The 26,537-nt window shown below is 55.9% G+C and carries 31 protein-coding genes; 8 read left to right on the top strand and 23 right to left on the bottom strand.

The annotated features are described in order from the left end of the window. Positions 1-2: 2 nt before the first annotated feature. The 13 genes from rplB to parC form a co-directional block, all read right to left on the bottom strand. Positions 3-845 carry a 50S ribosomal protein L2 gene (gene rplB / locus EBB79_RS01265; RefSeq protein WP_127747103.1) on the bottom strand — a complete coding sequence of 281 codons (843 nt, stop codon included), beginning with the start codon at positions 843-845 and terminating at the stop codon, positions 3-5. Positions 846-1,127: 282 nt separating this feature from the next. Continuing rightward, positions 1,128-1,523, bottom strand: coding sequence for a hypothetical protein (locus EBB79_RS01260; protein WP_127747102.1), 396 nt, complete (start codon positions 1,521-1,523; stop codon positions 1,128-1,130). 414 nt (positions 1,524-1,937) lie between these two features. After that, entirely contained in the window at positions 1,938-2,174 is a 237-nt protein-coding gene (locus EBB79_RS01255; protein ID WP_127747101.1) for a hypothetical protein, read from the bottom strand. A gap of 1 nt (position 2,175) precedes the next feature. Further along, entirely contained in the window at positions 2,176-2,424 is a 249-nt protein-coding gene (locus EBB79_RS01250) for a hypothetical protein (RefSeq protein WP_127747100.1), read from the bottom strand. Between the two features lie 169 nt (positions 2,425-2,593). After that, the gene (locus EBB79_RS01245) at positions 2,594-3,022 is read right to left on the bottom strand and encodes a hypothetical protein (RefSeq protein ID WP_127747099.1); all 429 of its coding nucleotides are present in this window, start codon (positions 3,020-3,022) and stop codon (positions 2,594-2,596) included. A gap of 150 nt (positions 3,023-3,172) precedes the next feature. Next, positions 3,173-3,469 carry a 50S ribosomal protein L23 gene (locus tag EBB79_RS01240; RefSeq protein WP_127747098.1) on the bottom strand — a complete coding sequence of 99 codons (297 nt, stop codon included), beginning with the start codon at positions 3,467-3,469 and terminating at the stop codon, positions 3,173-3,175. Then, entirely contained in the window at positions 3,466-4,083 is a 618-nt protein-coding gene (gene rplD / locus EBB79_RS01235; RefSeq protein WP_127747097.1) for a 50S ribosomal protein L4, read from the bottom strand. The genes EBB79_RS01240 and rplD overlap by 4 nt, the downstream gene beginning before the upstream one ends. After that, positions 4,080-4,805, bottom strand: a complete 726-nt coding sequence (rplC, locus tag EBB79_RS01230) for a 50S ribosomal protein L3 (RefSeq protein ID WP_127747096.1) — start codon at positions 4,803-4,805, stop codon at positions 4,080-4,082. Before rplC ends, rplD begins: the two co-directional genes overlap by 4 nt. A gap of 18 nt (positions 4,806-4,823) precedes the next feature. Beyond that, a complete protein-coding gene (gene rpsJ, locus EBB79_RS01225; protein WP_127747095.1) occupies positions 4,824-5,138 on the bottom strand; it encodes a 30S ribosomal protein S10 in 315 nt (104 codons plus the stop codon). 191 nt (positions 5,139-5,329) lie between these two features. Beyond that, positions 5,330-5,878: a hypothetical protein gene (locus EBB79_RS01220; protein ID WP_164860725.1), complete on the bottom strand. Its 549-nt coding sequence runs from the start codon at positions 5,876-5,878 to the stop codon at positions 5,330-5,332. Between the two features lie 355 nt (positions 5,879-6,233). Then, positions 6,234-7,409: an elongation factor Tu gene (gene tuf, locus EBB79_RS01215; RefSeq protein ID WP_127747093.1), complete on the bottom strand. Its 1,176-nt coding sequence runs from the start codon at positions 7,407-7,409 to the stop codon at positions 6,234-6,236. Between the two features lie 132 nt (positions 7,410-7,541). Then, the gene (locus EBB79_RS01210; RefSeq protein WP_127747092.1) at positions 7,542-8,141 is read right to left on the bottom strand and encodes a hypothetical protein; all 600 of its coding nucleotides are present in this window, start codon (positions 8,139-8,141) and stop codon (positions 7,542-7,544) included. 121 nt (positions 8,142-8,262) lie between these two features. Then, positions 8,263-10,611: a DNA topoisomerase IV subunit A gene (parC, locus tag EBB79_RS01205; RefSeq protein WP_127747091.1), complete on the bottom strand. Its 2,349-nt coding sequence runs from the start codon at positions 10,609-10,611 to the stop codon at positions 8,263-8,265. A 227-nt stretch (positions 10,612-10,838) separates the two neighbouring features. On the opposite strand from parC, the gene EBB79_RS01200 reads away from it, so the two are divergent. The 6 genes from EBB79_RS01200 (at position 10,839) to EBB79_RS01175 (ending at position 15,223) form a co-directional block, all read left to right on the top strand. Continuing rightward, positions 10,839-11,492: an SH3 domain-containing protein gene (locus EBB79_RS01200; protein WP_127747090.1), complete on the top strand. Its 654-nt coding sequence runs from the start codon at positions 10,839-10,841 to the stop codon at positions 11,490-11,492. A gap of 44 nt (positions 11,493-11,536) precedes the next feature. Beyond that, positions 11,537-12,367, top strand: coding sequence for an SDR family NAD(P)-dependent oxidoreductase (locus EBB79_RS01195; RefSeq protein ID WP_127747089.1), 831 nt, complete (start codon positions 11,537-11,539; stop codon positions 12,365-12,367). A gap of 82 nt (positions 12,368-12,449) precedes the next feature. Continuing rightward, a complete protein-coding gene (locus EBB79_RS01190; protein ID WP_127747088.1) occupies positions 12,450-12,656 on the top strand; it encodes a twin transmembrane helix small protein in 207 nt (68 codons plus the stop codon). 1 nt (position 12,657) lies between these two features. Beyond that, positions 12,658-13,242: a cob(I)yrinic acid a,c-diamide adenosyltransferase gene (locus EBB79_RS01185; RefSeq protein WP_127747087.1), complete on the top strand. Its 585-nt coding sequence runs from the start codon at positions 12,658-12,660 to the stop codon at positions 13,240-13,242. Between the two features lie 293 nt (positions 13,243-13,535). Next, on the top strand, positions 13,536-14,294 hold the full coding sequence (locus EBB79_RS01180; RefSeq protein ID WP_127747086.1) for an electron transfer flavoprotein subunit beta/FixA family protein: 759 nt from the start codon (positions 13,536-13,538) through the stop codon (positions 14,292-14,294). Then, complete coding sequence (locus EBB79_RS01175; RefSeq protein WP_127747085.1) at positions 14,294-15,223, top strand: electron transfer flavoprotein subunit alpha/FixB family protein; 930 nt, start codon at positions 14,294-14,296, stop codon at positions 15,221-15,223. The genes EBB79_RS01180 and EBB79_RS01175 overlap by 1 nt, the downstream gene beginning before the upstream one ends. A gap of 91 nt (positions 15,224-15,314) precedes the next feature. Here EBB79_RS01175 and EBB79_RS01170 read toward each other — a convergent pair whose 3' ends face one another. After that, positions 15,315-16,151, bottom strand: coding sequence for a DUF6473 family protein (locus EBB79_RS01170; RefSeq protein WP_127747084.1), 837 nt, complete (start codon positions 16,149-16,151; stop codon positions 15,315-15,317). A 155-nt stretch (positions 16,152-16,306) separates the two neighbouring features. Here EBB79_RS01170 and EBB79_RS01165 point away from each other — a divergent pair, with 155 nt between their 5' ends. Next, entirely contained in the window at positions 16,307-17,182 is an 876-nt protein-coding gene (locus tag EBB79_RS01165) for a 3-hydroxybutyryl-CoA dehydrogenase (protein ID WP_127747083.1), read from the top strand. 155 nt (positions 17,183-17,337) lie between these two features. On the opposite strand, the gene EBB79_RS01160 is transcribed toward EBB79_RS01165, so the two are convergent. Genes EBB79_RS01160 through EBB79_RS01130 form a run of 7 tightly spaced genes read right to left on the bottom strand, consistent with a single transcriptional unit; the run spans position 17,338 to position 22,719 of the window. After that, a complete protein-coding gene (locus tag EBB79_RS01160; RefSeq protein WP_127747082.1) occupies positions 17,338-18,231 on the bottom strand; it encodes a lysophospholipid acyltransferase family protein in 894 nt (297 codons plus the stop codon). 35 nt (positions 18,232-18,266) lie between these two features. Further along, the gene (locus tag EBB79_RS01155; RefSeq protein ID WP_127747081.1) at positions 18,267-18,536 is read right to left on the bottom strand and encodes an HPr family phosphocarrier protein; all 270 of its coding nucleotides are present in this window, start codon (positions 18,534-18,536) and stop codon (positions 18,267-18,269) included. A gap of 9 nt (positions 18,537-18,545) precedes the next feature. After that, positions 18,546-18,944 (bottom strand): PTS sugar transporter subunit IIA, encoded by a 399-nt coding sequence (locus EBB79_RS01150; RefSeq protein ID WP_127747080.1) that lies wholly within the window; start codon positions 18,942-18,944, stop codon positions 18,546-18,548. A 15-nt stretch (positions 18,945-18,959) separates the two neighbouring features. After that, positions 18,960-19,832: an RNase adapter RapZ gene (rapZ, locus tag EBB79_RS01145; protein ID WP_127747079.1), complete on the bottom strand. Its 873-nt coding sequence runs from the start codon at positions 19,830-19,832 to the stop codon at positions 18,960-18,962. Then, a complete protein-coding gene (locus tag EBB79_RS01140; protein ID WP_338045785.1) occupies positions 19,819-20,223 on the bottom strand; it encodes an HPr kinase/phosphorylase in 405 nt (134 codons plus the stop codon). The genes rapZ and EBB79_RS01140 overlap by 14 nt, the downstream gene beginning before the upstream one ends. Before the next feature lie 42 nt (positions 20,224-20,265). After that, a complete protein-coding gene (locus tag EBB79_RS01135) occupies positions 20,266-21,975 on the bottom strand; it encodes a sensor histidine kinase (RefSeq protein WP_127747077.1) in 1,710 nt (569 codons plus the stop codon). A 36-nt stretch (positions 21,976-22,011) separates the two neighbouring features. Beyond that, positions 22,012-22,719: a response regulator transcription factor gene (locus tag EBB79_RS01130; protein WP_127747076.1), complete on the bottom strand. Its 708-nt coding sequence runs from the start codon at positions 22,717-22,719 to the stop codon at positions 22,012-22,014. A gap of 337 nt (positions 22,720-23,056) precedes the next feature. Here EBB79_RS01130 and EBB79_RS01125 point away from each other — a divergent pair, with 337 nt between their 5' ends. Next, complete coding sequence (locus EBB79_RS01125; RefSeq protein ID WP_127747075.1) at positions 23,057-24,655, top strand: phosphoenolpyruvate carboxykinase; 1,599 nt, start codon at positions 23,057-23,059, stop codon at positions 24,653-24,655. A 105-nt stretch (positions 24,656-24,760) separates the two neighbouring features. Here the strand turns inward: EBB79_RS01125 and EBB79_RS01120 are convergent, their stop codons facing one another. Next, complete coding sequence (locus tag EBB79_RS01120) at positions 24,761-25,657, bottom strand: cation diffusion facilitator family transporter (protein WP_127747074.1); 897 nt, start codon at positions 25,655-25,657, stop codon at positions 24,761-24,763. A gap of 10 nt (positions 25,658-25,667) precedes the next feature. Further along, positions 25,668-26,435 (bottom strand): sulfite exporter TauE/SafE family protein, encoded by a 768-nt coding sequence (locus tag EBB79_RS01115; RefSeq protein ID WP_127747073.1) that lies wholly within the window; start codon positions 26,433-26,435, stop codon positions 25,668-25,670. Positions 26,436-26,537: the final 102 nt, after the last annotated feature.

Below are 26,537 nucleotides of genomic sequence, written 5' to 3'. Positions count from 1 at the left end.
GATTAGCGTCCCTTCTTCTTGGCGTGACGCGAGCGGATGATCAGCTTGCTTGACGCTTTGTTCTTGTTACGGGTCCGTGCACCTTTGGTCGGCTTACCCCAAGGGGTCACCGGGTGACGACCACCCGAGGTCCGGCCTTCACCACCACCGTGTGGGTGGTCGACCGGGTTCATGACCACACCACGCACAGAGGGACGAACGCCCTTGTGACGCATACGGCCAGCTTTACCAAAGTTCTGGTTCGAGTTGTCGGGGTTCGACACCGCACCAACTGTTGCCAGACATTCCTGACGCACCAGACGCAGTTCGCCCGAAGACAAACGGATCTGCGCGTAGCCACCGTCACGACCAACGAACTGAGCATATGTACCAGCTGCACGGGCGATCTGGCCGCCTTTGCCTGGCTTCATTTCGATGTTGTGAATGATGGTACCGATTGGCATGCCCGAAAACGGCATTGTGTTGCCCGGCTTGATGTCGGCCTTAGCAGAGGCGATAACCTTGTCACCAACAGCAAGACGCTGTGGAGCCAGGATATAGTTCTGTTCGCCATCTTCGTATTTGATCAGCGCGATGAATGCGGTCCGGTTCGGGTCATATTCGATCCGCTCGACGGTCGCCGCAACATCAAATTTGTTACGCTTAAAGTCAACGATCCGGTAGAGGCGCTTTGCCCCGCCACCACGGCGGCGCGAGGTAATCCGTCCGGTGTTGTTCCGGCCGCCCGATTTCGTCAAACCCTCAGTGAGAGACTTGACGGGACGTCCTTTCCAAAGCTCCGAACGGTCGATCAGAACCAGCCCACGCTGGCCCGGCGTCGTCGGTTTATACGACTTGAGTGCCATGCTTTCTGTCTTCCGTTTAGCTTGCCCAAGCACCGAGTTTTCCCGGCATCTTAGGCTATGTTCAGCCCCCTGCTCGTGAGGTTTCATCCGAAACCCAACTACTGAGGTGGCCATCGATATAAGGCCCCGAAGGTCCCCATCCAAAAATCAGCAGCCCCGGAACGAATCCGAGGCTAGATGATCCGTGCGAGGTAGCAGGGTATGAGGGGGGTGTCTATAGGGGGATGCAGGTTTTCGGATATGTAAGACTTACGCTAGACCACACCTGCTGCAAAATCAATTTCACTCTAGGTCCTCTGTAAGGGACAAGACGAAGTCCAGAGCATCTTCGACGTACCAAACGTCATCAATGTCCAATGGCTCAACAATCGCATTAAAATTCTTTAGCAACCACGGAACGGAAACCGTGCATTTTTTTTCTTCAAATCGCGCTTCTTTTTTAAGGGTGCAGACACCGTACCCCCAGGTTCGTCCCCCTAATCCAACGAAAGAGAGGTCTTCATCGTGATTGAATCTAACAGCCAAGGCGTAGTGATAGTGATTGCCAGCAGTATGGTTAGTCTTGAATTTTATTAACGAACCTTCCCTCAGAAAGGATTCGTTCGAATTTTTTAGCCGTTTCCACACTTCTTCCGCCCCAATCGCCGAGGAATCATCGGCATACAAAATGTCCTTCATTGCGCCTTCTATGGTATACGACATACGTGACCCTATATCTGAGTGTTTCCTGTTCTAGGGATACCAGCACGCCTAAACTACTCGGAGAGACGATATGAGCTGAGTTAAAGTACTCACCACTGCGGACAGGTTGTTCCGCTGAAGAAGGGAATTCTTCACAGCTATCGCTTCCTAACATTGAAATACCGCAATATGAGTTCTGCCAAAAAACCGTAACATCCAATTGCAACTACAAATGCCAAAAGCGGGTCAAGCCCCATCGATATTGTGAGATAAGTGACACTAAACGGGTATAATAGCTGCGAAATGTCAAGCATTGAGAACGCCATGGCGAGCAAGATCAGAATGTAAATCATTGTATTTCCTGCCAACGTAAAACGTCATATTTGACCGCACCCCACATAAGATCAAGAATTACAGACCATCCCGGCCAACTTTAAAATACTGCGCAAACATCTCTCGCACCTTATATCTGTCTGCGCGCAGCAAGATGTCTTCCCGTATCATATCCGGCTCTGCACCCTGCCGTATGTTTGCTGGAACATTGTGAACAATGTCGGCAAGCCCTTTGGACTTATTGATGTTGTCGGACGCTCTGATCTCTACCAGAACCAACCCTAGGCCGTGCAAGATATCCTCATACTCGCTCATTCTACGCTTCACCATTCGAGCCAAAAACCTTCATCGACAGGTACCCAATTGCCCTCTCGGTCAAAAACAACATCACACGCGCAAGACCCCAATAGAAAACGATAACAATAATAAACGCTACCTGATTGGACAGACCTATGTTTGCAAGCCACCAACTAAGATTGACTGGATGGCTGACTTGCATGAAGTCAGCAAAAATTAGAGCTATGCCTACCAGCCCCCAAATTGCTGAATGAAATCCGCCAATCATCGCCTCACCTTATATGTCCGGGAAATACAACAGATCCGTACATTGCAGCATTGCGACCACTCATACAAATAAATCCCGTGCCGTCGCTGGCACGGCGGCCTGAGGCCTTGATTCCGCGCGGGGGAATACCCCGATAGGTATCTTGCTTCTCGTCAAGATACCTGCTGCTCTATGAACCAACCTTTCTCGACAATTCTGAAGCCCAGCTATCAAGTCGTTTTTGAGCAAACTCACTGATTTCCTCCGTTTCACATTTGGCAAGACGCCCCAACGCTACCCGGGCCTCCGCCGAGCCGATATCCGCCAATGCCCAAGTGCATTTTCGTGCCAAAGCATAGTTATCATCCCAGTCAAGGTATTCGGGACAATCCATTGCCCTTGCTTCCAGAACTGACTCAGCCCCTGCACACCTGAAACGCTGGATGGCAAACGCCACATCTTCATGCTTGAAGTGCCAATTCAGCGGCAGTGAACGAATAAGAAGCGCACAGGCTTCGGACGACTTAGAACCCCAGGACAAGGCCAGAAGCGCGGCCTCAAATGCATCGGGATCCCTTGCGTCGATTGCACGTTCAAAATCCAGGATATGCCGTTCCAATGCCTAGTTCCCAATATTTGAAAGTTGTAAATTATTATTCTCTGGCAAGCCTTATTGCTTGAAGCAAGTAACTATCTTTTCGAATTCCATCGCAAACGAAAAAGGCCCCCGCTTTGCAGCGAGGGCCTTTCTCAATTCATCCTAGCAATCTTACAGTCCGGTGGACACGTCGATTGTGTTACCCTCTTCGAGGGTCACATAGGCCTTTTTGACGTCCTTGCGACGGCCCAAGCCACCGCGGAACCGCTTCACTTTACCTTTAGTGATGCTTGTGTTCACAGCCTTAACCTTCACACCAAACAGCGCCTCAACAGCGGCTTTGATGGTGGGTTTGTTGCTGTCGATCGCAACTTCAAAAACAACCGCGCCATTTTCGGACGCCATGGTGGCTTTTTCAGTGATGATCGGCTTACGGATTACGTCGTAGTGTTCTGCTTTAGCGCTCATTTCAGGCGAGCCTCCAATGCTTCGATACCTGCTTTGGTGATCACCAGGGTGTCACGCTTGAGGATATCATAGACGTTTGCGCCCATCGACGGCAGGATATCCAGACCTTCGATGTTTTTGGCGGCCTTCAGGAAGCCTTCGTTAACCGAAGCGCCATCGATGACCAGAGCGCGTTTCCAGCCCAGGTTTGCAACCTGTTTGGCCAGAGCGGCAGTCTTGCCCTCGGTGTCGGCGTTCTCGATTACAACCAGCTCACCAGCAGCAGCCTTGGCAGACAGTGCGTGGCGCAGACCCAGCTTGCGGAACTTTTTAGTCAGCTCGTGACCGTGCGAACGGACGACCGGACCTTTGTAAACACCACCACCGCGGAAGATCGGAGCAGAGCGAGCACCGTGACGTGCGCCGCCGGTCCCTTTCTGACGATAGATCTTCTTGGTCGAGTAGTTCACTTCCGAACGGGTCTTTACCTTGTGGGTACCGGCCTGTGCGTTGTTACGCTGCCAGCGGACCACACGGTGCAGGATGTCCGCACGTGCTTCGAGACCGAACAGTTCGGCATCCAGCTCGATGTTGCCGGCAGTGCTGCCGTCCAGATTGATTACATCAAGTTTCATGCTTCACCACCTTCCGCAGAAACGGTTTCTGCTGGAGCTTCGGCAGCTGCCGATTTCAGACCTGCTGGGAAAGGCAGACCCTCAGGGGCCTTCTTCTTAACAGCGTCTTTGACAGTGACCCAACCACCTTTGGAGCCAGGAACGGCGCCTTTGATGAAGACCAGACCACGGTCGGCGTCAGTTTTGACAACTTCCAGGTTCTGAGTGGTTACACGGGCAGCACCCATGTGACCGGCCATTTTCTTGCCTTTGAAAACCTTACCGGGATCCTGACACTGACCTGTGGAACCGTGCGAACGGTGTGAGATAGACACACCGTGCGTTGCCCGCAGACCACCAAAGTTCCAGCGCTTCATAGCACCCTGGAAACCTTTACCAATCGAGGTACCGGAAACGTCAACTTTTTGACCTGTCAGATAGTGCTCGGCCGAGATTTCGGCACCGACTTCGATCAGGGCATCAGCGGAAACGCGGAATTCTGCAACTTTACGCTTAGGCTCAACCTTTGCAGCGGCGAAGTGACCGCGCATAGCCTGAGACGTACGTTTTGCCTTAGCAGCACCAGCACCAAGCTGAACAGCAGTATAGCCGTCCTTCTCGTCTGTACGCTGCGCAACAACCTGCAGGTTTTCCAGTTGAAGAACGGTCACAGGAATCTGCTTGCCGTCTTCCATGAACAGCCGGGTCATGCCGACTTTTTTAGCGATAATACCAGAGCGCATATGTTTTACCCTCCGATCTTATGACTGAAGCTTGATTTCGACGTCCACACCAGCAGCGAGGTCGAGCTTCATCAGCGCGTCAACGGTCTGGGGGGTCGGATCAATGATGTCGAGCAGACGCTTGTGAGTACGGATCTCAAACTGGTCGCGGGACTTTTTATCAACGTGAGGTCCACGCAGAACGGTGAACTTCTCAATCTTGTTCGGCAGTGGGATCGGGCCACGGACTGAGGCGCCGGTCCGCTTGGCAGTATTGACGATCTCTTGCGTGCTGGAATCCAGAACGCGATAGTCAAATGCCTTGAGCCGAATACGGATATTTTGGCTTTGCATTATCTATAGCCTTTCGAGGCTAAGGAGTTGATAGGACGACCGATGGCTCATTCCACCGGCCCTCTTCAAACCCAAACGGCAGGAACGAATCCTGCCGGTGGGTTATTCACATAAAGCGAACTTGCGCGCTATACGCCTGTTGATGGGATCTGGCAAGGGGGGAAATGATATCCAATCAATCATGCAAGCCCTCAGTCGATAGTGACAAGATAATTTGGGTCACACTTATCCACATCCGGCTTTCCAACACAGGCTCGGACTAGCTTTGCGTATTGATCAAAAAAGGGGGTATCCGGTGTTGGAATGCGCGCAGCCGATCCCAACATTTTCAGGGCTTTACTAGGGTCACCGAAATGCACCCGGGCAAAAGCAGCAAGGAGCAGAACAAGCTTCTGATCCTCTGGCTTCGCGACTTTGACGTAAGCGTTGGCTGCTGTCCGAAATTCCGAATAGAATTCTTCATTACCGAATGTGTTCTTAGCGTCGTAAAAATGTCCGCTCTGCAACAGCCAGAACATGTCTTCTTCTGAATAGGTGCCGAATTCACGTTCCACTAAGTAAGCACGAAGATACCTAGACTGCGATGTGGCCGCTTGATACCAGCCCGTTTTCACAATGTCCTTTAACCGCTTCACTTCGTCCTTTGAAAATTCGCGATAAATCGGGAATGATTCACGATCACAGACCGGCAAACGCGTCACGAAATCACAGGAAGACGGCCTCCTAAGACTCATCGTCATATCCGTTCCAAAAGACGAACAACTGGCCGTTTTGGTTACTTTGGTTCGCTTGCCACCTAGGGGACAAGAAACCTTCGTGTTAATAGGCGTGCCAGCCCAAGTAACAGTTCCCCAGATTGCTGATAAACATAGAGTCAGGACTGTGAAAATTCTTCGCATGCTTTCCTCCTCGCACTCCCGTTAAGGCTGATCAAACTTTAGACCCTTCTCAAGCGAAAGCAATGTTGGTGGCAGCTACCAGCGTAAACAGAAAAAGGGCCGCCCTGGGGCAGCCCTTTCTATCATCTCGTCGGTGCGGCTCTCGGGAGCTTTTGCCTAGGCAAAAGCCCCTGTCGCCCTCACAGCAGAGCTGTGATTACTCGACGATTTTGGACACAACACCAGCGCCGACGGTGCGGCCGCCTTCGCGGATCGCGAAGCGGAGGCCGGTTTCCATCGCGATGGGTGCGATCAGCTCAACGTTGAACTTCAGGTTGTCGCCTGGCATGACCATTTCTGTGCCTTCGGGCAGAACAACGGTACCGGTGACGTCTGTGGTCCGGAAGTAGAACTGAGGACGGTAGTTGGCGAAGAATGGTGTGTGACGACCGCCTTCTTCCTTGTTCAGGATATAGGCCTCTGCTTCGAACTTAGTGTGTGGGTTCACCGACTTAGGTGCACACAGAACCTGGCCGCGCTCAACACCGTCACGGTCAACACCACGCAGCAATGCGCCAACGTTGTCGCCAGCCTCACCACGATCCAGCAGCTTGCGGAACATTTCAACACCGGTACAGGTGGTTTTCTTGGTGTCGCGGATGCCAACGATTTCAATTTCGTCGCCAACGTTGATCACGCCACGCTCGATACGGCCGGTCACAACTGTACCACGACCGGAAATCGAGAACACGTCTTCCACAGGCATCAGGAACGGCTGGTCAACAGCGCGCTCTGGTGTTGGGATGTACTCGTCCACAGCAGCCATCAGCGCTTTGATCGAATCTTCGCCGATTGCGTTGTCGCGACCTTCCATGGCGGCCAGAGCCGAACCAGGGATCACAGGAATGTCGTCGCCAGGGTATTCATACGAAGACAGCAGCTCGCGGATTTCCATTTCCACCAGTTCCAGCAGCTCTTCGTCGTCAACCTGGTCAACTTTGTTCATGTAGACAACCATGTAGGGGATGCCAACCTGGCGACCCAGCAGGATGTGCTCACGAGTCTGCGGCATTGGGCCGTCGGCTGCGTTCACAACCAGGATGGCGCCATCCATCTGAGCCGCACCAGTGATCATGTTTTTGACGTAGTCGGCGTGGCCGGGGCAGTCAACGTGAGCATAGTGACGGGTCTCGGTTTCATACTCAACGTGTGCTGTCGAGATGGTGATACCACGGGCTTTTTCTTCCGGAGCGCCATCGATCTGGTCGTAGGCCTGGAAGTCACCAAAGTACTTGGTGATCGCTGCGGTCAGCGTGGTTTTGCCGTGGTCAACGTGGCCGATGGTGCCGATGTTGACGTGTGGTTTGTTACGTTCGAACTTTTCCTTAGCCATGATCCAGGCACCCTTTTGGTAGTTGGGTCAGTCGTCGACCCCGTTCATTATCGCGGGCGACATAGTTCCTTTGTGCACAAAGATCAAGCAGTTCGGAAACGAAACTTTGCCGGCACCACGCCTGCCCGTATTTTAGCTGGGCGCAGCTGGGTCCACTTCGACCCCATCGGGACGGAGATCTTCAATCCCATCGGGACGGACATCAAACCACCCATTCTCCAGATGTTGCTCGGCCATCATCTCTTCGACAGCATCGACAATATTCAGCGACAGGCCTGCAATCTGCTCTTCTTTGGTGCGGCTGTGGCCAGATCCCAAAAGCGCACTTTCCCCGGTGGTGCTCTCAAAGATCTCCATCTGTTGCTTCTTGACCAAGTATTTTTTCTTGGCCACGTCATACACAAAGACATTCACCACAGCGACACTTTTGGGGGATACCAAAATCGGGATGCCCGGAGGGGCCAGCAAGAAGCCCTCGAGTGTGATCGCAACATCATAGTCCTGCGTGCCCTCATACCGGCGCAACCGCGTATCAAGCGCGTTTTGCAGCGCGGCATTCCATTCTGATCCTTCGGATTTGCGCGACAGCGGCCACTGCAGGGCTTTTTCGGTATAGATATAGCCGACCCGCATGTTGAACGTGCCAAGATCCTCGGGGGCCTCGTCCATGCGGGTCTCTCCGCAGGCAGTAAGCAGCGTAAGGGAGGCCAGAAAGGCAAATGCTCGGATCATAATCAGGTCTCTTTTTCGAAAAAATCCTGATCAGATAGACTGCTTGCAGGTCTTCAGTAAAGCGCCACCAGACCAGGTTTGGAGACCGGTGGCACCAGGGTCACAGAATGTTACCCGGTATTCAGTCAAATTTATAGCTGCGCGGGAAGCCATAGGGTGGACGTTTGCCAACCCCGGCACGCTTGCCCAGCCATTGACTTAGGTCCTGTTCATGGCGGGTTTTGCCACCGCCCATCTCCCAGGTCAGGCCGTCATCCCAGTTGAATGTGGTGATATCACTCAGGCCGCCGTCCAGCTCTAGCGCGCCCTGCTTGCCGCGCGCCATCTGGTACTTCTGCAATCGCACGCCCTTGCCGCGCGTCAGGTCGGGCATTTCTTCGACCGAGAAGACCAGGAACTTGCCGTTTTCCGAGACCACGGCAACGTGGTCCCCAACCACCGGCACACAGATCTTGGCGCGGTCGTCGCCCTTGACATTCAATACCTGTTTGCCACTGCGGGTCTGGGCCACGATCTCTTTTTCGGCACAGACAAAACCATTGCCAGCCGTCGAGGCCACCAGCAGTTTGCCCTCGGGCTGGTGAATGAACAGATCAACGATTTCAACTTCGTTGGGCAGGTCCACCATCAGCCGCAGCGGTTCGCCCATGCCACGCCCACCGGGCAGGTTGGCGGCGCTGATCGTATAGAAACGGCCATTGCTGCCAAAGGCCAGTAGACGGTCTGTGGTTTCGGCGTGGAAGACAAACCGCGGCCCGTCACCATCTTTGAACTTTAGCTCGCGGGTCAGATCGATATGACCAGTCATCGCCCGAATCCAACCCATCTGGCTGCACACCACAGTGATAGGTTCACGGTCGATCATCGCCTCCAGCGGCACCTCTTCGACCTCACCGGCCTCGGCAAATTGAGTCCTGCGGGCACCGCCTGCATAAGTCTTGCCGAATTTTTTCTTAGTCTCTTTCAGCTGGCCTGAAATGGTGTCCCACTGCAGATCTTCTGACGCCAGCAAAGCCACCAGCCCAGCGCGTTCTTCGCGCAGCTCATCGCGCTCCCGGACCAGTTCCATTTCTTCCAAACGGCGCAAAGACCGCAGCCGCATGTTCAGAATCGCCTCGGCCTGCACCTCGGTCAACTCGCCCGGTCCCTTGGCCGGCGAGACAAACTCTGCCTCGGTCAGTGCGCGCGGGTGATCGCGATCCCAGTCTTCGCGCATCAGCGCTGCCTTGGGGTCGTCATCGTAGCGGATGATTTCAATCACCCGGTCCAGATTGAGGAAGGCAATGATAAAGCCGGCCAGAACCTCCAGCCGGTGATCGATCTTTTCCATCCGGTGTTGCGAGCGGCGTTGCAGTACCTCACGGCGGTGATCCAGAAAGGCGCGCAGCACCTCTTTCATCGAGCAGACCTTGGGGGTGACCCCATCAATCAGCACATTCATGTTCATCGAGAACCGCACCTCGAAATCCGAGTTGCGGTACATCATGTTCATCAGCATCTCGGGGTCGACGTTCTTAGAGCGCGGCTCCAGCACCACCCGGATATCTTCGGCAGATTCGTCCCGGATATCACCCAGTATAGGAACCTTCTTGGTCTGGATCAGCTCGGCGACTTTCTCGATCAGCTTGGATTTCTGCACCTGATACGGGATCTCGGTGACCACAATCTGCCACTGCCCCCGACCCAGGTCTTCGACCTCATACTTACAGCGCAACCGGAACGAGCCGCGACCGGTCCGGTAAGCCTGGGCGATATTCTCGGGCGGTTCAACAATGATGCCGCCAGTCGGAAAGTCAGGCCCCGGCACATAGCCCAGCAAAGTATCGTCGCGGGCATCCGGTGTCTTGATCAGATGCAGGCAGGCGTCGATCAGCTCGGCAATGTTATGGGGCGGGATATTGGTGGCCATCCCCACTGCAATCCCCGCAGCGCCATTGGCCAGAATATTTGGGAATGTGGCCGGCAGCACCGCAGGTTCGGTCAGACGGCCGTCATAGTTGTCGCGAAAATCAACCGCGTTCTCGGCCAGACCTTCCAGCATCGCCTCGGCAACGAAAGTCATCCGGGCTTCGGTGTAGCGCGAGGCCGCCGGGTTATCGCCATCGATGTTGCCAAAGTTACCCTGACCGTCGACCAGCGGGTAGCGCACGTTAAAGTCCTGCGCCAAGCGTGCCATCGCGTCATAGATCGCGGCGTCGCCATGGGGGTGAAAATCCCCCATCGTATCGCCTGAAATCTTGGCCGACTTCAGAAACCCACCGGTCGACGTCAGCCGCAGGCGGCTCATCGCATAGAGGATTCGCCGGTGCACCGGCTTTAACCCATCACGCGCATCCGGCAGGGCCCGGTGCATAATCGTGCTCAGCGCATAGGTCAGATACCGCTCGCCAATCGCGCGGCGCAGCGGTTCCAGGATCTCTTCTCCATCAGGAGCGGAGGGCAAGTCGGAGTTGTCTACCAGTTCGGTCATGGATTGGTGATACTTGCCCGGTCGATGTTGGTAAAGCGGCTGTGACAAGATTCCTTCGATCTGTAGCGTCACCCATGGTGTTATTGCGCTCTGGGGGAGAAATTCATGAACTCTCCCCTGTTTCCAACCGGGCTATTTACGCTACCTTAGACTTATACCGGTAATCTGCCGCCGGAATTCATTTGTGATATTTTTTTCGTATCAACACTTTCCGGGGGGTTAGTGCCATGTCGCGCTTTGTGATGGTTTCGTTTTTGTTCATGGGTTGGGCGTTCTACGAGGTGAGCGGTGGAGCCGATTTTGAGCCACCGCAGCGGCCCGACACCGTTGAAATTGCCAAGGCGCCGCTTGTTAGCACGTATCAGGTGACAGCCGCGTCGCTGGTCACCAAACCTGTCATCCAGCCGATACTACAGCCTGTCGATCAACCGCTCAGAACCGATGCGTCCCGACCCGAACGACCAAGGGCAGACCCCGAGCTGCGATCCAGGGTTGCGCTGGCACAGATTGCCACCCTCGGTGAGTCCTCATTTGACTATGGCCTGACTGAGACCTCGCCCCCAACTGGCGACGCCTCGGTGCAATTGGCCTCGCTGTCAGGCGGATTGACCTCACTGACAGGGAGCGAGATTATTTCAGATGCGGCGGTCGCGCCAATTCTCCCCCTGGAGCCAGTCATTGATCTGCGTCACGTCACCGCCAGCCGCGTTAATATGCGAGAGGGACCTGGCACGCTTTATCCTGTCGTAAATAAACTCAGCCGCAATGCCGCGGTCGAGGTTTTAGATGACAGCGGCACCGGCTGGTTGCGCCTGCGGGTGGTTGACGATGCGCAAATCGGTTGGATTGCTGCTTCCCTGATCAGCCAGAAACGCCCATAAACAAGACCAACTGACCCTGGTCGAGTTCATGTAAAGAGGCGTTGATGCAAAAAACCATTCTGATTACAGGCTGTTCCTCAGGGATTGGCCTGGATGCGGCGCGCGGCATGCGGGCGCGTGGCTGGACGGTATTTGCCTCGTGTCGACAACAGCGTGATTGCGACCGGATGCGCGCCGAGGGCTTTGAAAGCCCCCTGATCGACTACACTCAACCGGACACCATCGCCACAGGCCTGCAACAGGTTCTTGCCTCGACCGGCGGCACCCTGGACGCGCTGTTTAACAACGGCGCCCACGGCTTGCCCGGCGCTGTCGAAGATCTGCCGACCGAAGCCCTGCGGGTGATATTCGAGTCCAATTTTTTTGGCTGGCACGAGCTGACACGCCAAGTGATTCCGGTGATGCGAGAGCAGGGACATGGGCGCATTATCCAGAACTCATCGATATTGGGCTTGGTCGCCTTTCCCTGGCGTGGCGCCTATGTTGCAACCAAATATGCCGTCGAGGGACTGACGGATACCATGCGGGTCGAGTTGCGCGATACTGGTATCCACGTGGTGCTGATTGAGCCCGGCCCGGTGACCTCTAAAATCCGGGTCAATTCGATCCCGCATTTCGAGCGCTTCGTTGACTGGAAAAACTCGGCTCTGCGCGATCAGTACGAAAGCAGCCTGCTGAAACGGCTCTATGATAGTTCAGGCCCGGATACCTTTGAGCTGCCCGCCTCGGCCGTAACCAGCAAGCTGATCCATGCCTGCGAGTCGCGCCGTCCACGCCCGCGATATTATGTCACGACACCAACCCATATCGGCGGATTTCTTAAGCGTATTCTGACCACCCGGGCCACTGACCGCATTCTGGCAAGGCTGCGCTAAGGGCCGGGGTCGCTTTCGTGGTCGCATTCCCTTTGGCCGCGCGATAAACCAGAGTGAACAAAACACAGGTCACGAGGGCGTAATGGCTGACACACTTTTCTATCTGGTTGTAGCGGCAATGGCTGCCGTGGTTGTTTCACTGGTCATCGGCATTGCAGGCTATGGCAAGGGGGGCGAGTTCAATAAGCGCAACGGCAACAAGATGATGCGGTTCCGGCTGTTGTTCCAATTTATTGCCGTGCTGCTGATCATTGCCTATGTCTACCTGCGAAGCCAGGGAGGGTCGTAACATGGTGGTTCTGAACAAGATCTACACCCGCACCGGCGATAAGGGCGACACCGCGCTTGGCAATGGCACTCGCGTCGCCAAACACGACGCCCGCGTCAACGCCTATGGCACCTCGGACGAGCTGAACGCCTTTGTTGGGGTGGCCCGGCTTGACGCTGAAAGCGCCCAGAACACGGCAATGGATGGCGCCTTGGCGCGTATTCAAAACGACCTGTTTGATCTTGGCGCTGATCTTTGTCGCCCCGATATGGAGCAGGACGCCAAGGCCGAATATCCGCCGCTGCGCATGGCTGCGACGCAGGTGGACCGGCTAGAGGCCGAGATCGACGCGATGAACAAGGATCTGTCGCCACTGCGCAGCTTTGTGCTGCCGGGGGGGTCCGCACTCTCTGCACATCTGCATGTCTGCCGCACCGTGGCGCGCCGCGCAGAGCGCCTGACCACCGAGTTGGCCACCAGTGAAGCGGTCAATCCAGCCGCGGTGAAATACCTGAACCGGCTGTCTGACTGGTTCTTTGTTGCCGCCCGTGTGGCCAATAATAATGGCTCTGACGACGTGCTGTGGGTTCCCGGCGCCAATCGTTAATTGTCGGCCCACACGCAACCACAGGGCAATCGCGAATCACTTAATGCACCTCCCTCTCGACAGCCGCTGACACACCATGTCGGTGGCTGGATAGGGCTATGTGAGGAACTGACAATTTTCCATCGGAAACATTCTTGCAAAGATAGCCCTGCAAATGAGCAAACGCGACGTCGGCGAGCACTAATGTGACGATTTTTCTCTGTTGCAGTCGCAAAGCAGTCGGTATCAACGCACCGAGAGCATAGAGGGGGAGTCGCTTGGACGGCTCGCCGTTTGTTAAGGAGATACGCAAAATGAAGGTACTTGTGCCTGTCAAACGTGTGATCGACTATAACGTGAAAGTTCGTGTCAAAGCGGATGGAAGCGGTGTCGATCTCGCCAATGTCAAAATGTCGATGAACCCCTTTGACGAGATTGCCGTCGAAGAGGCCATTCGCCTGAAAGAGGCCGGCAAGGCAGACGAGATCATCGCGGTCTCGATCGGCGTCAAGCAGGCGCAGGAAACCCTGCGCACGGCCCTGGCCATGGGCGCCGACCGTGCCATTTTGGTTGTCGCTGCCGACGACGTGCAAACCGACATCGAGCCACTGGCCGTTGCCAAGATCCTGAAGGCGATTGTCGACGAAGAACAGCCCGGTCTGGTTCTCTGTGGCAAGCAAGCCATCGACAACGACATGAACGCCACCGGCCAGATGCTATCTGCACTGCTGGGCTGGTCGCAGGGTACGTTCGCCTCGGAGCTGGACATTGACGGCGACAGCGCTGTTGTGACCCGCGAAGTTGACGGCGGCTTGCAGACCATCAAGGTTGCAATGCCTGCTATCATCTCGGTTGACCTGCGCCTGAACGAGCCACGGTATGCCTCGCTGCCGAACATCATGAAGGCCAAGAAAAAGCCGATGGATGCCAAAACCGCCGAAGATTACGGTGTTGATGTCACCCCGCGTCTGGAAATTGTCTCGACAACAGAACCCGACGCCCGCGCGGCTGGCATCATGGTTGGCTCGGTTGACGAACTGATTGAGAAACTCAAAGAAGCGGGGGCTGTGTAATGGCTGTTCTTCTCCTTGCTGAAGTGACCGACGGCGCGCTGGCGCTGGATGCCACTGCCAAAGCAGTAACTGCTGCTGGTTCTCTGGGCGACATCACCGTGCTCTGTGCCGGCGCATCCGCCGCTGCTGCTGCTGACGACGCCGCCAAAATCGCTGGCGTTGCCCGCGTTCTGGTTGCCGAAGATGCCTCGCTGGGTCACCGCCTTGCGGAACCTACTGCGGCACTGATCGCCAGCCTGGCAGGCGACTACGAGCACATCGTTGCCCCAGCCACCACTGACGCCAAGAACGTTCTGCCCCGCGTGGCTGCACTTCTGGACGTGATGGTTCTGTCGGATGTTTCTGGCGTTGTCGATGGCAACACCTTTGAGCGTCCGATCTATGCTGGTAATGCGATCCAGACCATCAAATCAACCGACGCCAAGAAGGTAATCTCCTTCCGGACATCGACCTTTGACGCGGCCGCAGACGGCGGCTCGGCATCGGTTGAAACCATCGGCGCTGTTGAAAACCCCGGCCTGTCCGAATGGGTTGAAGACAAGGTTGCCGCAAGCGATCGCCCCGAGCTGACATCGGCTGGCGTGGTTGTTTCCGGTGGTCGTGGTGTTGGCTCCGAGGACGACTTCAAGCTGATCGAAGCCCTGGCAGACAAACTGGGTGCCGCAGTTGGTGCGTCCCGCGCGGCAGTCGATTCAGGCTATGCCCCGAACGACTGGCAAGTTGGCCAGACCGGTAAAGTTGTTGCTCCGGACCTCTATGTTGCCGTTGGCATCTCAGGTGCGATCCAACACCTGGCTGGCATGAAAGACTCCAAGGTCATCGTTGCGATCAACAAAGACGAAGAAGCGCCGATCTTCCAGGTGGCTGATTTTGGTCTGGTTGCAGACCTGTTCCAGGCCGTGCCGGAACTGACCGAAAAGCTTGGCTAAGTCCCAGCGCTGCGTGCCAGCACGCACCCTACATTGTTAACAAAAGGCCCGCCGATCACCTGCGGGCCTTTTTGTTTGAAACCAGTTCGTCTCAGCCTTCGGCCAGAACCTTACGCAGGCCTTCAGCAGCTGCATTGGCGATGCGCATGTGTTCCATCGGGCCAATCGTACGCCCTGCGGCAGGCAAATCCATCTGTCCCAGCACCATGCCGTCGACATCATCAGCCGCGCCCGCAGTCTGCACTGGTAATTCAATGACCCCCTGCACGTGACCGCGCAAAGCGTCAATCATCGCGGCCTCTACCATGGTGGGTTCCTGCCCCAGCAGACTGCTTCCCCTGGCCCCTTTGTCCAGATCATAGCGCAACCACAGCAGTACAACCTGGCCGTCCAGCTCTTCGATTATTTGGCGCATACGCTCGACCCAAGCCGTCTCCAGCTCGCTGCGCACCGCAACAAATCGTTCAGCCGAACAAGCGTCCAGCCCGGTCAGCAAATGCTTATTGAAATGGAACTCGGTAAAATCCACATCACTGTACAATGCCGTCAGGGCTTCACTGGCCTGCAAGAACCGATCATTGCGCCGTGGATGCACCCGGTACATTTGGTTCGAGATATTCTGGGCGCTCAGCACCTGTAGCACCGTAAGATCAGCACCCCGTGCCACCAGTTTCAATTCTTCATCCTGAACAAAACTGTCCAGGCCGGCATTTACACTGCCAAGATTCACACAGGGCCGCCCCAACGTTTCTTCAAGGCGAGCGACAAAAGGGCGTTCAACAAACCGCCCGTAAACTTCTGCTCCACCCATAAATGCGAGATACGGATCTTCAAGGTCCCGACGGGGCCCCCTTACTAATAATTTTGATTTGCCATATCGGCATGGCTCGTCCGATAGCGCTGACGCGCCTGTCAGTTCATAGCTCATAGTTTCCACCAATTTTCACCCGAGTACTACTGTGACGCGAGAATCTTGCCAAAAGGCTAATGTTAAAAATCGCTTAAATACGGGTCGATCCCACTTGTACCTGGCATGACCCGCTCGTTAAGATCGCGCCGCAGGCAACCCGAAAGGCCCAAGTCATGACCATCCAAAAAATCGGCATTATCGGAGCAGGACAGATGGGCAACGGCATCGCCCATGTGATGGCTCTGGCGGACTATGATGTTGTTCTGAACGACGTCAGCCAACAAGCCTTGGACAGTGCCATTGAATCCATAGAGAAAAATATGGCCCGCCAGGTCAGCAAGGGCAAAATTCCGGCCGAAGCGATGTCAACTGCAATGGCCCGGATCACCCCGACATTAGCCCTGGCAGATGTTGGGGCCACTGATCTGGTGATTGAAGCCGCAACCGAGCGGGAAACGATTAAACAAGCAATTTTCGATGAGTTGCTGCCACATTTGCTGCCACATACCATCCTGACCTCAAACACCTCGTCGATCTCCATCACCCGACTGGCGTCCCGCACCGACAGACCCGAGCGATTCATGGGTTTCCACTTCATGAACCCGGTGCCGGTGATGCAATTGGTCGAACTGATTCGCGGCATCGCCACGGATAAGGAAACATATGCAGCCTGCCACGGCGTGGTCGAGCGGTTGAACAAGACCGCTGCCAGCGCCGAGGACTTCCCCGCCTTTATCGTCAACCGCATCCTGATGCCGATGATCAACGAGGCGGTCTATACTCTCTACGAGGGCGTTGGCTCGGTGCAGTCCATTGACCTATCCCTGAAACTGGGGGCCAACCATCCGATGGGCCCGTTAGAGCTGGCTGACTTTATTGGTCTGGACACCTGTCTGGCGATTATGAACGTGTTGCATGATGGGCTTGCTGACACCAAATACCGCCCCTGCCCGCTGCTGACCAAATATGTCGAGGCCGGCTGGCTTGGCCGCAAGACTCAACGTGGATTCTACGATTACCGCGGCGAAACACCTGTTCCGACCCGCTGACCCGGTCTCTTCCGGATCACGGCTGCTCTGCTGACACAGGGCGGCACCTGAAACCGCGCAACCCGTGACACGCCCAATCTTCACGGGACGGTGCGTACGGGTCTGCGGGGAATAGGCCTGTGCGCCAAAGGCGCTCATTTCTTGAAAACCCGTGGCTAGCCCTTGTCGCCCAGCTTCAATGTGTGTTGCCGCAACCAGGCCATGAAGCCACGCGGATCGCTTTTCAGCTGTTCCATCTGTGCGTCAGTCACAACTTCACCGATGATCGGCGACTGCGGGCGATTGCACGACCGAACAATCTCATGCAACAGCAAGCCTTGTCGCAACACCGCTGAGATCTTATTGGCAATCTGATAGGCCCGTGAATTGCTACCGGGGAAATAGAGCGGCACAACTTTTGCACCGGACCGGCGAATCATCTGCGCCGTGAAAACATTCCACTCAGCTTCCTGCGCCGGCCCAAACCAGGTATCAGATGTCATCACCACACCCGATGGGAACAGGGCAACCACGCCGCCCTCTTTCAAATGCGCCATCGCCTTCGCCCGCATTTCTACCATCTTGCGCTGCGCCTCGGGATCGTCCGGGAACGGCACCGGAATCATGAACGAGGTCGCCGCCTCGTCCAAACCAGTCAGAACCGAACGGGTCAGGATGCGGTAATCCTGGCGAACCCGCCCAACCAATTCAGCAAAAACCATTCCATCAACCATGCCGTGCGGATGGTTTGCGACGATGACAACGGGGCCCTCGGTTGGAATGTTCTGCAACTGCTCGACCGGGGTTTGCAGCTCAATCCCCATAATCGCCAGGGCACCGCGCCAGAACTTCTGGCCGCGATACTCGGCATTGTGTTTTTCAAACTTACTAACCATGCGCAGGATAGTGAATTTGCCAGTGGCCCATTCGATGGCGCGGATCGCACCCGAGGTCCAGGGATCATCAAAGGAATTGGCATAGGTCAGCGCCCGGCGGTTATAAACCTCGCCGCTTTGCTCACCCGCCTGCGTGACGCGGTTGCCGTCCCTGTCCTGAGTGGTATCCGCCACAGCTCAATTCCTGTCTTCTCGAATGCGGGTCCGGCTCAAAAGCCTTCGCCAAACTTATCAGCCACCAATGTTTCTAAAGCCTGGGCCAGAGCATCACTGTCCGGGCCCGAGGTTTCGACGTCAATAGTCGTTCCTATTGAGGCTGCCAACATCAAAAGTCCCATGATGCTATCGCCCGAGGCGGACAATCCATCCCGTGAAACTTCGGCCGATGCGTCAAAGCCCTCGACCACTTCGACCAGTTTAGCCGATGCACGGGCATGCAACCCTTTTTGATTTACGATTTTGAGTGTTTTTTGCGTCATCTAAATCAATTATTCCCCCTCGGGGCTGATATTTTGGGAATTGATATACTTCTTGCCCGCTTCCAGGGCCTGACGGACGGCATCCGCAACTGGCATGTGGCGGGACTTTGCCAGCTTAATAAGCAGTGGCAGGTTCGCGCCGTAAAGAATGCGGCGATTGGACGGGGTACAGGCTTTCAGACTCAGGTTCGACGGTGAGCCGCCAAACAGATCAGTGACCACCACAACGCCGGACCCGCTGTCCACCTCCTCGGCAGCAGCGCATATCTCTTTTTGCTTAACGTCCCGGTCATCTTCCGGGCCAATGGATATCGCCTTTAGCGACGGTTGTTCACCGACAACATGCTCCAACGCGGCCACATATTCCCCGGCAAGTCCACCGTGCGCGACAATCACAATTCCGATCAATCCGGCCTCTCTGTTCTACTGCTGGCCTTGCAGCTCGCGATGTCTAATTGACACTTGCTGACCACCTTCTGCAAGGGCTTTGGCGAGTGTTTCTGCCAATGTCACTGATCTATGTTGGCCACCGGTGCAGCCAAAGGCGATTGAAAGGTGTGATTTCCCCTCTTCGCGGTAGGCGGGCAGCAACAATTCCGTTAGTCCCAGCACCCGGTCAAAGAAGTCACTATATCGCGGGTCCGTTTTCACATGTGCCTGTACTGCCGGGTCACGCCCATCCAATCCGCGCAGGCCTTCCTGCCAATAGGGGTTGGTCAGAAAACGGCAATCAAACACCATATCCACACTGTGGGGGATGCCCCGTTTGTACGAAAAGCTTTGTAATGACAGGGCAAGTGAGCGGCCATCCGGGGCGAACCAATGTTCTATCTCCGCTTTCAGCTGGTGCACATTCAAGTCCGAGGTATCAAGCAACATGTCGGCCCGATCGCGAATCGGACGCATCAGGTCCAGCTCGCGGCTGACGCCAATCTCTGGTGTCTCTGCAGGCGCCAAGGGATGACGACGGCGGGTTTCCGAATACCGCCGCAGCAAAACGTCAGGCCGTGCATCCAAGTATAGCACAGTCAGCGCAACATGGTGATAGCCTTCAAACACCGCGATCAGGTCCAGCAGCGCCTCGGGGGTGAAATCACGGTTTCGGCTGTCCAGTCCCAGCGCCATTGGGGATTCAAGCCTATCGGTGAGCACCAATCGCGGCAACAGTCGCAGCGGCAGGTTATCAATCGCCTCAAACCCCAGGTCTTCAAGCACATTGATTGCACTGGACCGCCCCGCACCAGACGGGCCAGTCACCAGCACCAAAGGCATCAAAGAGTCACTACGTTTCTGCATCCGGGTCCTGTCGTCCACGTTTGAGGTATTGTAACAGGGTTGGCGCCAAATGGGCAATGTCAGGTCTGTGTAACAGCGTTACCGTTTGCCCCAATAACGCGATGGTTCGCACCGGTGGCAGCCGTTCAACCTCTGGCCTGTCCATATCGATCACAGTACCAACTGTGGTCTGATCGCACTGGTCGGCGCGTAAAATGCCCAGCCCACGCGCTTCGATCAAGCCGCTGATCTGGGTTGGTGAGCGGGCAATCAGATCCCCTTGTTCATGGCTCAACAGCACCCTGTCATCTGCGATCAACACAGCACCCAGTGCCATCAGTGAGAGGGCCAGTGTCGATTTACCACTGCCCGAGCCACCAAGGATCAGCAATCCATTTCCATCCAGGGTCACGCAACTTGCATGCAAGCACATGTCACCTGTGCCGCCCATCGTTTAGACCGGCAGGCCGACGACAAACCGGGCGCCCAATGGCTCTGACGTCATATCAACTTCGGTTGGGCGAATGTTTTCGGCCCAGACCACGCCGCCATGTGCCTCGACGATCTGTTTTGAAATCGCCAGCCCAAGACCCGAGTTATTGCCGAAATGCTCTTCGGGACGCTGTGAATAGAACCGTTTGAAGATTTTACTGAGCGCCTGCTCCGGGATGCCCGGGCCGGTATCTTCAACCACGATCAGCACCCGGTTCGCGCGGCGTCGGGCCCAGACACGAATCGCGTCACCCTCGTCGCAGAACGAAATTGCATTGGTGATCAGATTGACAAAGACCTGCGCCAACCGCGCCTCTAGCCCGGTAATCATAATCGGGCCTTCAGTCAGGTCTGTGATATAATCGATCCCCTTACCCCGGGCATCTTCGCCCAGATACTGGTTCAGGTTGCCAATCATTTCCAGCAGGTCGAACTGCTCTTCTTCTTCTTTTACCAATTCTGCATCCAGGCGTGAGGCGTTGGAAATGTCGCTGACCAGCCGGTCCAGCCGCCGCACATCATGTTCGATCACTGACAACAGGGTTTCGCGTTGATCCTCACGCTTGACGATGCGCAGTGTCCCAACCGCTGATTGCAGGCTGGCTAAGGGGTTCTTGATTTCATGCGCAACATCCGCAGCAAACTGCTCGTTGCTGTCGATGCGACTGTACAAGGCCTTGACCATGCCGCGCAGCGCCCGGCTCAGTCGACCAATTTCATCCGGGCGGGCCGACAGATCCGGGATTCGGATGCGGCCCGGCTGAACCCGGCGGGTGTCGCGATCACGGCCCAACTCGGCGGCTTCGGCGAGATCTGCCAATGGGTTGGCGATGGTCGAGGCCAGCACCAGAGACAGGCCAACAGACACCAGCAGTGCGATGACGAACATCTGCAAAACCCGCTCGCGCTCGGCCCGAACTAAGGCGTCGATCTCGCCCGTTGGTGACGCCACAGCGACCACCCCAATGGGGTCGCCATTTTGCATGATCGGTGTCACCGCTGAAAAAACAGTGCCGCCGGCAGTATCAACAACCGGTTCGATTTTTGTGCCATCGGACAGCACGCGCGGCACCATCAGACGCAATTGGTGTTCAAGAGAGACATGCTCGGTGACCTGTTCGGACGACACCAACCGCTCAGCTGCACCCCATATTGCAGAAAGCCCGTCGCTGATCAGCGTACGTCCGGTTTGGCCATCGTTCAGCAGATCCACCGCTTGGCTCTCGGAATTTCCTAACGTTTGGGCAATCAGGTTTTCGGATATGTCAAAAACAAAAACCTCGACACCTGTCCGCAGGCTCAACCCCTCCAGGGTGGCCCCGACATCGATGCCATCGCCAGCTGCAAGACTAACCGCGCCGCTGGCTGGCAATTGCGCCTCAAACACATCCGCAATCAGCCGGGCTTCGCCAACAACGGCGCCGGCGCGCTGCAGCACCAGACTCTGACGAGACGAATTGAGGTACAAAATACCCGCGACCAGAATGATCAGAGCAATCAGATTAAAGGTGATGATCTTGCGTGTCAGCGGCGATCCCTTAAGCGAGAACAGCCCGCGGCGTGCCCGCTTGGCCAGCATTTCGCGCTCGACTGTGTTGTCTGGAGCAACCCAATCGTCGCCCAAGACAACGTCACCGTCGTGCTGGCTATCTGTCGTTCCCGTGTCGCGCATAAGCCGCGCCCTTCCACCAAGACCCACCTGGGTCGCTTAGTCTTCGTTATACCGGTAGCCGATGCCATACAGTGTCTCAATCGCTGAGAAGTCTGGATCCGCGTTGCGCATCTTTTTACGCAACCGCTTGATATGACTATCAATCGTCCGATCGTCTACATAGACTTGATCATCATAGGCCACATCCATCAGCTGGTCACGGCTTTTGACAAAGCCGGGGCGTTGCGCCAGGGCTTGCAGCAGCAAAAATTCGGTCACTGTCAGCGAGACGTCTTTGTCTTTCCAGCTGACCGAATGGCGCAGCGGGTCCATCCGCAGCAAGCCGCGCTCCATGACCTTGGTTTCAGCCACTTGCGTGCTGCCTTCGGCATCACCGTTGATCGCGTCCTGGCGGCGCAGCAGGGCGCGAATACGCTCAACCAGCAAACGCTGCGAAAAAGGTTTTTTGACGTAGTCATCAGCGCCCATGCGCAGGCCAAGAACCTCGTCGATTTCATCGTCCTTGGAGGTCAGGAAGATCACCGGCATCTGCGATTTCTGACGCAGCCGCTGCAACAGATCCATACCGTCCATGCGCGGCATCTTAATGTCCAGCACGGCCATATCCGGCAGCTTTTTGTTGAAGGCGTCCAACGCCGCCTGCCCATCGTTATACGTTTCAACCTCAAAGCCCTCGGCTTCAAGTGTCATCGAGACGGACGTCAGGATATTCCTGTCATCGTCAACCAATGCAATCTTTGACATCTGATGTGCCCCTAATCTGCTCTGAACTGCTTGTTTTTTGCAGTATTCATCGCTGTTCTGCTGGTTCGAATCAATCCCCATTAACCAATAGGGGCAATGTTGCGACCTTATAGAGACAAAAATACCTTAGTATTGCCTGAACAAGCGCTAAAGATTTCAGCGAAAAAAGAATGGTTGCGCTAAACATTGCTTTGATTGCGCTAACTAGGGGAAGCCTCCTGTTCACACCCTAAATCAACATGTTAAGACCCCAATTATCGATCGCATGATCGTTTCCATAGCCCCACGGCGCGGTTGCACCAAAATTCGTAGCCCGCCGACATAGGAGAAAGAACTGATGACATTTGGACGGGTGAACCCGCAATTCAGACTCGAGGATCAGGGCATCGAGGGTCTGGGACATGTCTATTACAACTATATGGAACCGGCACTGATTGAGGCCGCGCTGAAGCGTGATGAAGGAACTTTGGGCAATGGCGGGGCCTTTTTGGTCTCGACTGGTAAATTCACAGGCCGCTCCCCCAAGGACAAACACGTGGTGAAAACCGCGAATGTTCTCGACACCATCTGGTGGGAGAACAACACCGAGATGAGCCCCGAAGGGTTCGATGTTCTCTACGCGGATATGCTGGAGCACATGAAGGGCAAAGAGTACTTTGTTCAGGATCTGATCGGCGGCTCGGACCCTGCGTCCTCGATCAATGTTCGCATGGTCACCGAGCTGGCCTGGCATAACCTGTTCATCCGCCACATGCTGCGGCGCCCGGATCGCGAGGACCTGGACGATTTTCTGGCGGATTACACGGTCATCAACTGCCCCAGTTTTCAGGCCGACCCGAAACGCCACAACTGCCGGTCTGAAACCGTCATCGCGATGAATTTCGAGCGTAAGTTGATTCTGATCGGCGGTACAGAATATGCCGGCGAAAACAAAAAATCGGTGTTCACACTGCTGAACTACCTGTTGCCTGAAAAAGGCATCATGCCGATGCACTGCTCAGCCAACCACGCCACTGGAAACCCCGTCGATTCGGCGATTTTCTTTGGCCTGTCCGGCACCGGTAAAACCACCCTGTCTGCGGATCCGTCGCGCACTCTGATCGGCGATGACGAGCACGGCTGGTCCAACAACGGCACCTTCAACTTCGAAGGTGGCTGCTATGCCAAGACGATCAACCTGAACGCCGAAGCCGAGCCAGAGATCTATGCCACCACGTCCAAATTTGGCACCGTGATTGAAAACATGGTGTTCGACGCGGAAACCAAAAAGCTGGATTTCAAGGACGACAGCCTGACCGCCAACATGCGCTGCGCCTACCCCCTTGAATACATCGCCAACGCCTCGAAGACGGCGATGGGTGGTCACCCCAAGAACATCATCATGCTGACCTGTGATGCCTTTGGTGTACTGCCGCCCATTGCCCGGCTAACCCCGGCGCAGGCGATGTATCACTTCTTGTCCGGGTTCACATCAAAAGTGGCCGGAACCGAACGTGGTGTGACAGAACCAGAGCCAACCTTCTCGACCTGTTTTGGCGCCCCGTTCATGCCGCGTCGCCCCGAGGCCTATGGCAACCTGCTGCGTGAAAAAATTGCCGAGCATGGTGCAACTTGCTGGCTGGTCAATACCGGCTGGACTGGTGGTGCCTATGGTATCGGTTCGCGGATGCCAATCCGTGCTACACGTGCATTGCTGACATCGGCATTGGATGGATCACTGGCCGAGGTTGAGTTCCGCAAGGACAGCAACTTTGGATTTGACGTGCCAGTGTCAGTCCCCGGCGTTGCCGAGGTTCTGCTGGACCCACGCCGCACCTGGGACGATCAGGCGGCTTATGACGCACAGGCTGCCAAGCTGGTTCAGATGTTCTCGTCAAACTTTGAGCAGTATCTGCCTTACATTGATGACGACGTAAAAACCGCAGCGATCAGCTGAGACAGATCTGACACAAATAGAAGGCCTCGGATTTCCGGGGCCTTTTGCTGTCGACCGTCTGCTGCGCGCCAGCATCCACCCGACACTGTTTTGGACGCTGAATGGCTATGCCGGGTTCAAGCCATCCGGCTCCAGTTTGCTGTCCGGTTCAACGTGGATGGTGGTTTTTATCCCGGGAATCTGCGCCTGCAGCGCCATCTCCACGCGATCACAGATCTCATGCGAGGTCGCAACGGTCATGGCGCCGGACACCACCATGTGAAACTCGACGAACAAGGCCTGCCCCGCCCGGCGGCTGCGGATGTCATGCACCTGCAACGCGCCAATGGCTGCCGCGTGAATGATCGCTTCAATCTGCGCCTGTTCCGCCGGATCAGCAGCCGTATCCATCAAGCCCCCGATGGAAGAGCGGATCACCATCAGGCCTTCGCGCAGGATATTCAGGGCAACGATGATGGCCAGAATTGGATCCAGCACTGCCCATCCGGTCAGCACGGCCAGCCCCAAGCCCCCCAGCACCCCAACCGACGTCCACACATCGCTCATCAAATGGCGACCACTGGCTGCCATAGCAGGCGAGTGATGCTTGCGGGCCCAGACAATCAGAACTCTTGCCCAGGTCAGATTGATCACCATTGCCAAAGCATTCACCGCCATACCAACAGGGCCAAGGCTGCTGAGGTCCGGGGCCGAAAGGGCCATCAGCGCTTGATGCACAATCAACAATGCCGCCAGCACGATCATGATGCCCTCGGCTACTGCCGAAAAATATTCGGCCTTATGATGGCCAAAGGGATGATCGTGATCGGCAGGGCGTTGGGCATACCGCACAGCAAGCAGGGCCAGCAGGGCTCCGCCAACATTGACCAGCGATTCCAGCGCGTCGGAATACAACGCCACAGATCCGGTCATCCACCAGGCCAGATATTTCAGCCCCAAGACCAGCAGGGACACCACAATGGAGCCAAGCGCCAGCCGTTCAGCCGAGAGTGAACGAATCATATGGCCGCCCTCATCCAAACACGCCGCGCCGCACCAGGTTCAGCCCGGCAACCGCCAGCACCGCCAGGGTCACCTTGCGAAATGTGGCCTGATCAATGCTGTCATGCCAGCGCACCCCGACCCACATGCCCAGCATCGCCGGAGGCAGCAGCGCCAGGGACAGCGGCAGGGTCTCGGCCCGCAACACACCCGAGGCCGTATGGGCCGCCAGCAGGGCCACAGCTCCCAATCCGTAGATAACCCCCTGCACCCGGATTTGCTCACCCTTGGGGGTGTCCAGTGCGGTCAGATAAGCCACCGTCGGGGGGCCCCATACACCGGACAAGCCGCCAATAAAGCCGGCAAAGGCGCCCACGGCCGCCTCAATCCGGGGTGATGGGTTCTGCAGATGAAACCGCAGGCCAATCAGCTGCAGGAACGCAAAAATGGTGATGGGAACACCCAGCACCAATAGCAAAACCTGCGTTGGCAGCAACCGCACCAGCTGCGCGCTGAACAGCAGGAACAGCAACCCAACCAGCAAGAACACCCGAAACCGCCGCACCGATTGCCAGGCCGCAGACCAGCCCTGCCGCAGCGCCTGTATCCCATTGCTAAGCACGGTCGCCAGAATCAAACCTGCCAGCGCCAGTTCTGGGCTAAGAAACAAGCTGAGCCCGGAAATAAGAACCGTCGGCATGGCAAATCCGACCATCCCCTTGATCACTCCGGCCAACAGGGCAACGCCAATGGCAGCGGCCAGTTGAGCAGGCGAAAGTAACATAAACAAGCTATCCATAGATCCCCTGTACCATATCCGGCCAGCGCTGCACGCAGGAAATGCACGCGCAATAATTGCCAATAATGCCGCATTGCAGCGCATTTATGTTGCGCTGCAGCT

Origin of the sequence: Parasedimentitalea marina (genome assembly GCF_004006175.1) — a bacterium.
Taxonomy (GTDB): domain Bacteria; phylum Pseudomonadota; class Alphaproteobacteria; order Rhodobacterales; family Rhodobacteraceae; genus Parasedimentitalea; species Parasedimentitalea marina.
Note: the sequence above shows the minus strand (reverse complement) of the source record. Positions and strands in the feature narration are given on the sequence as shown.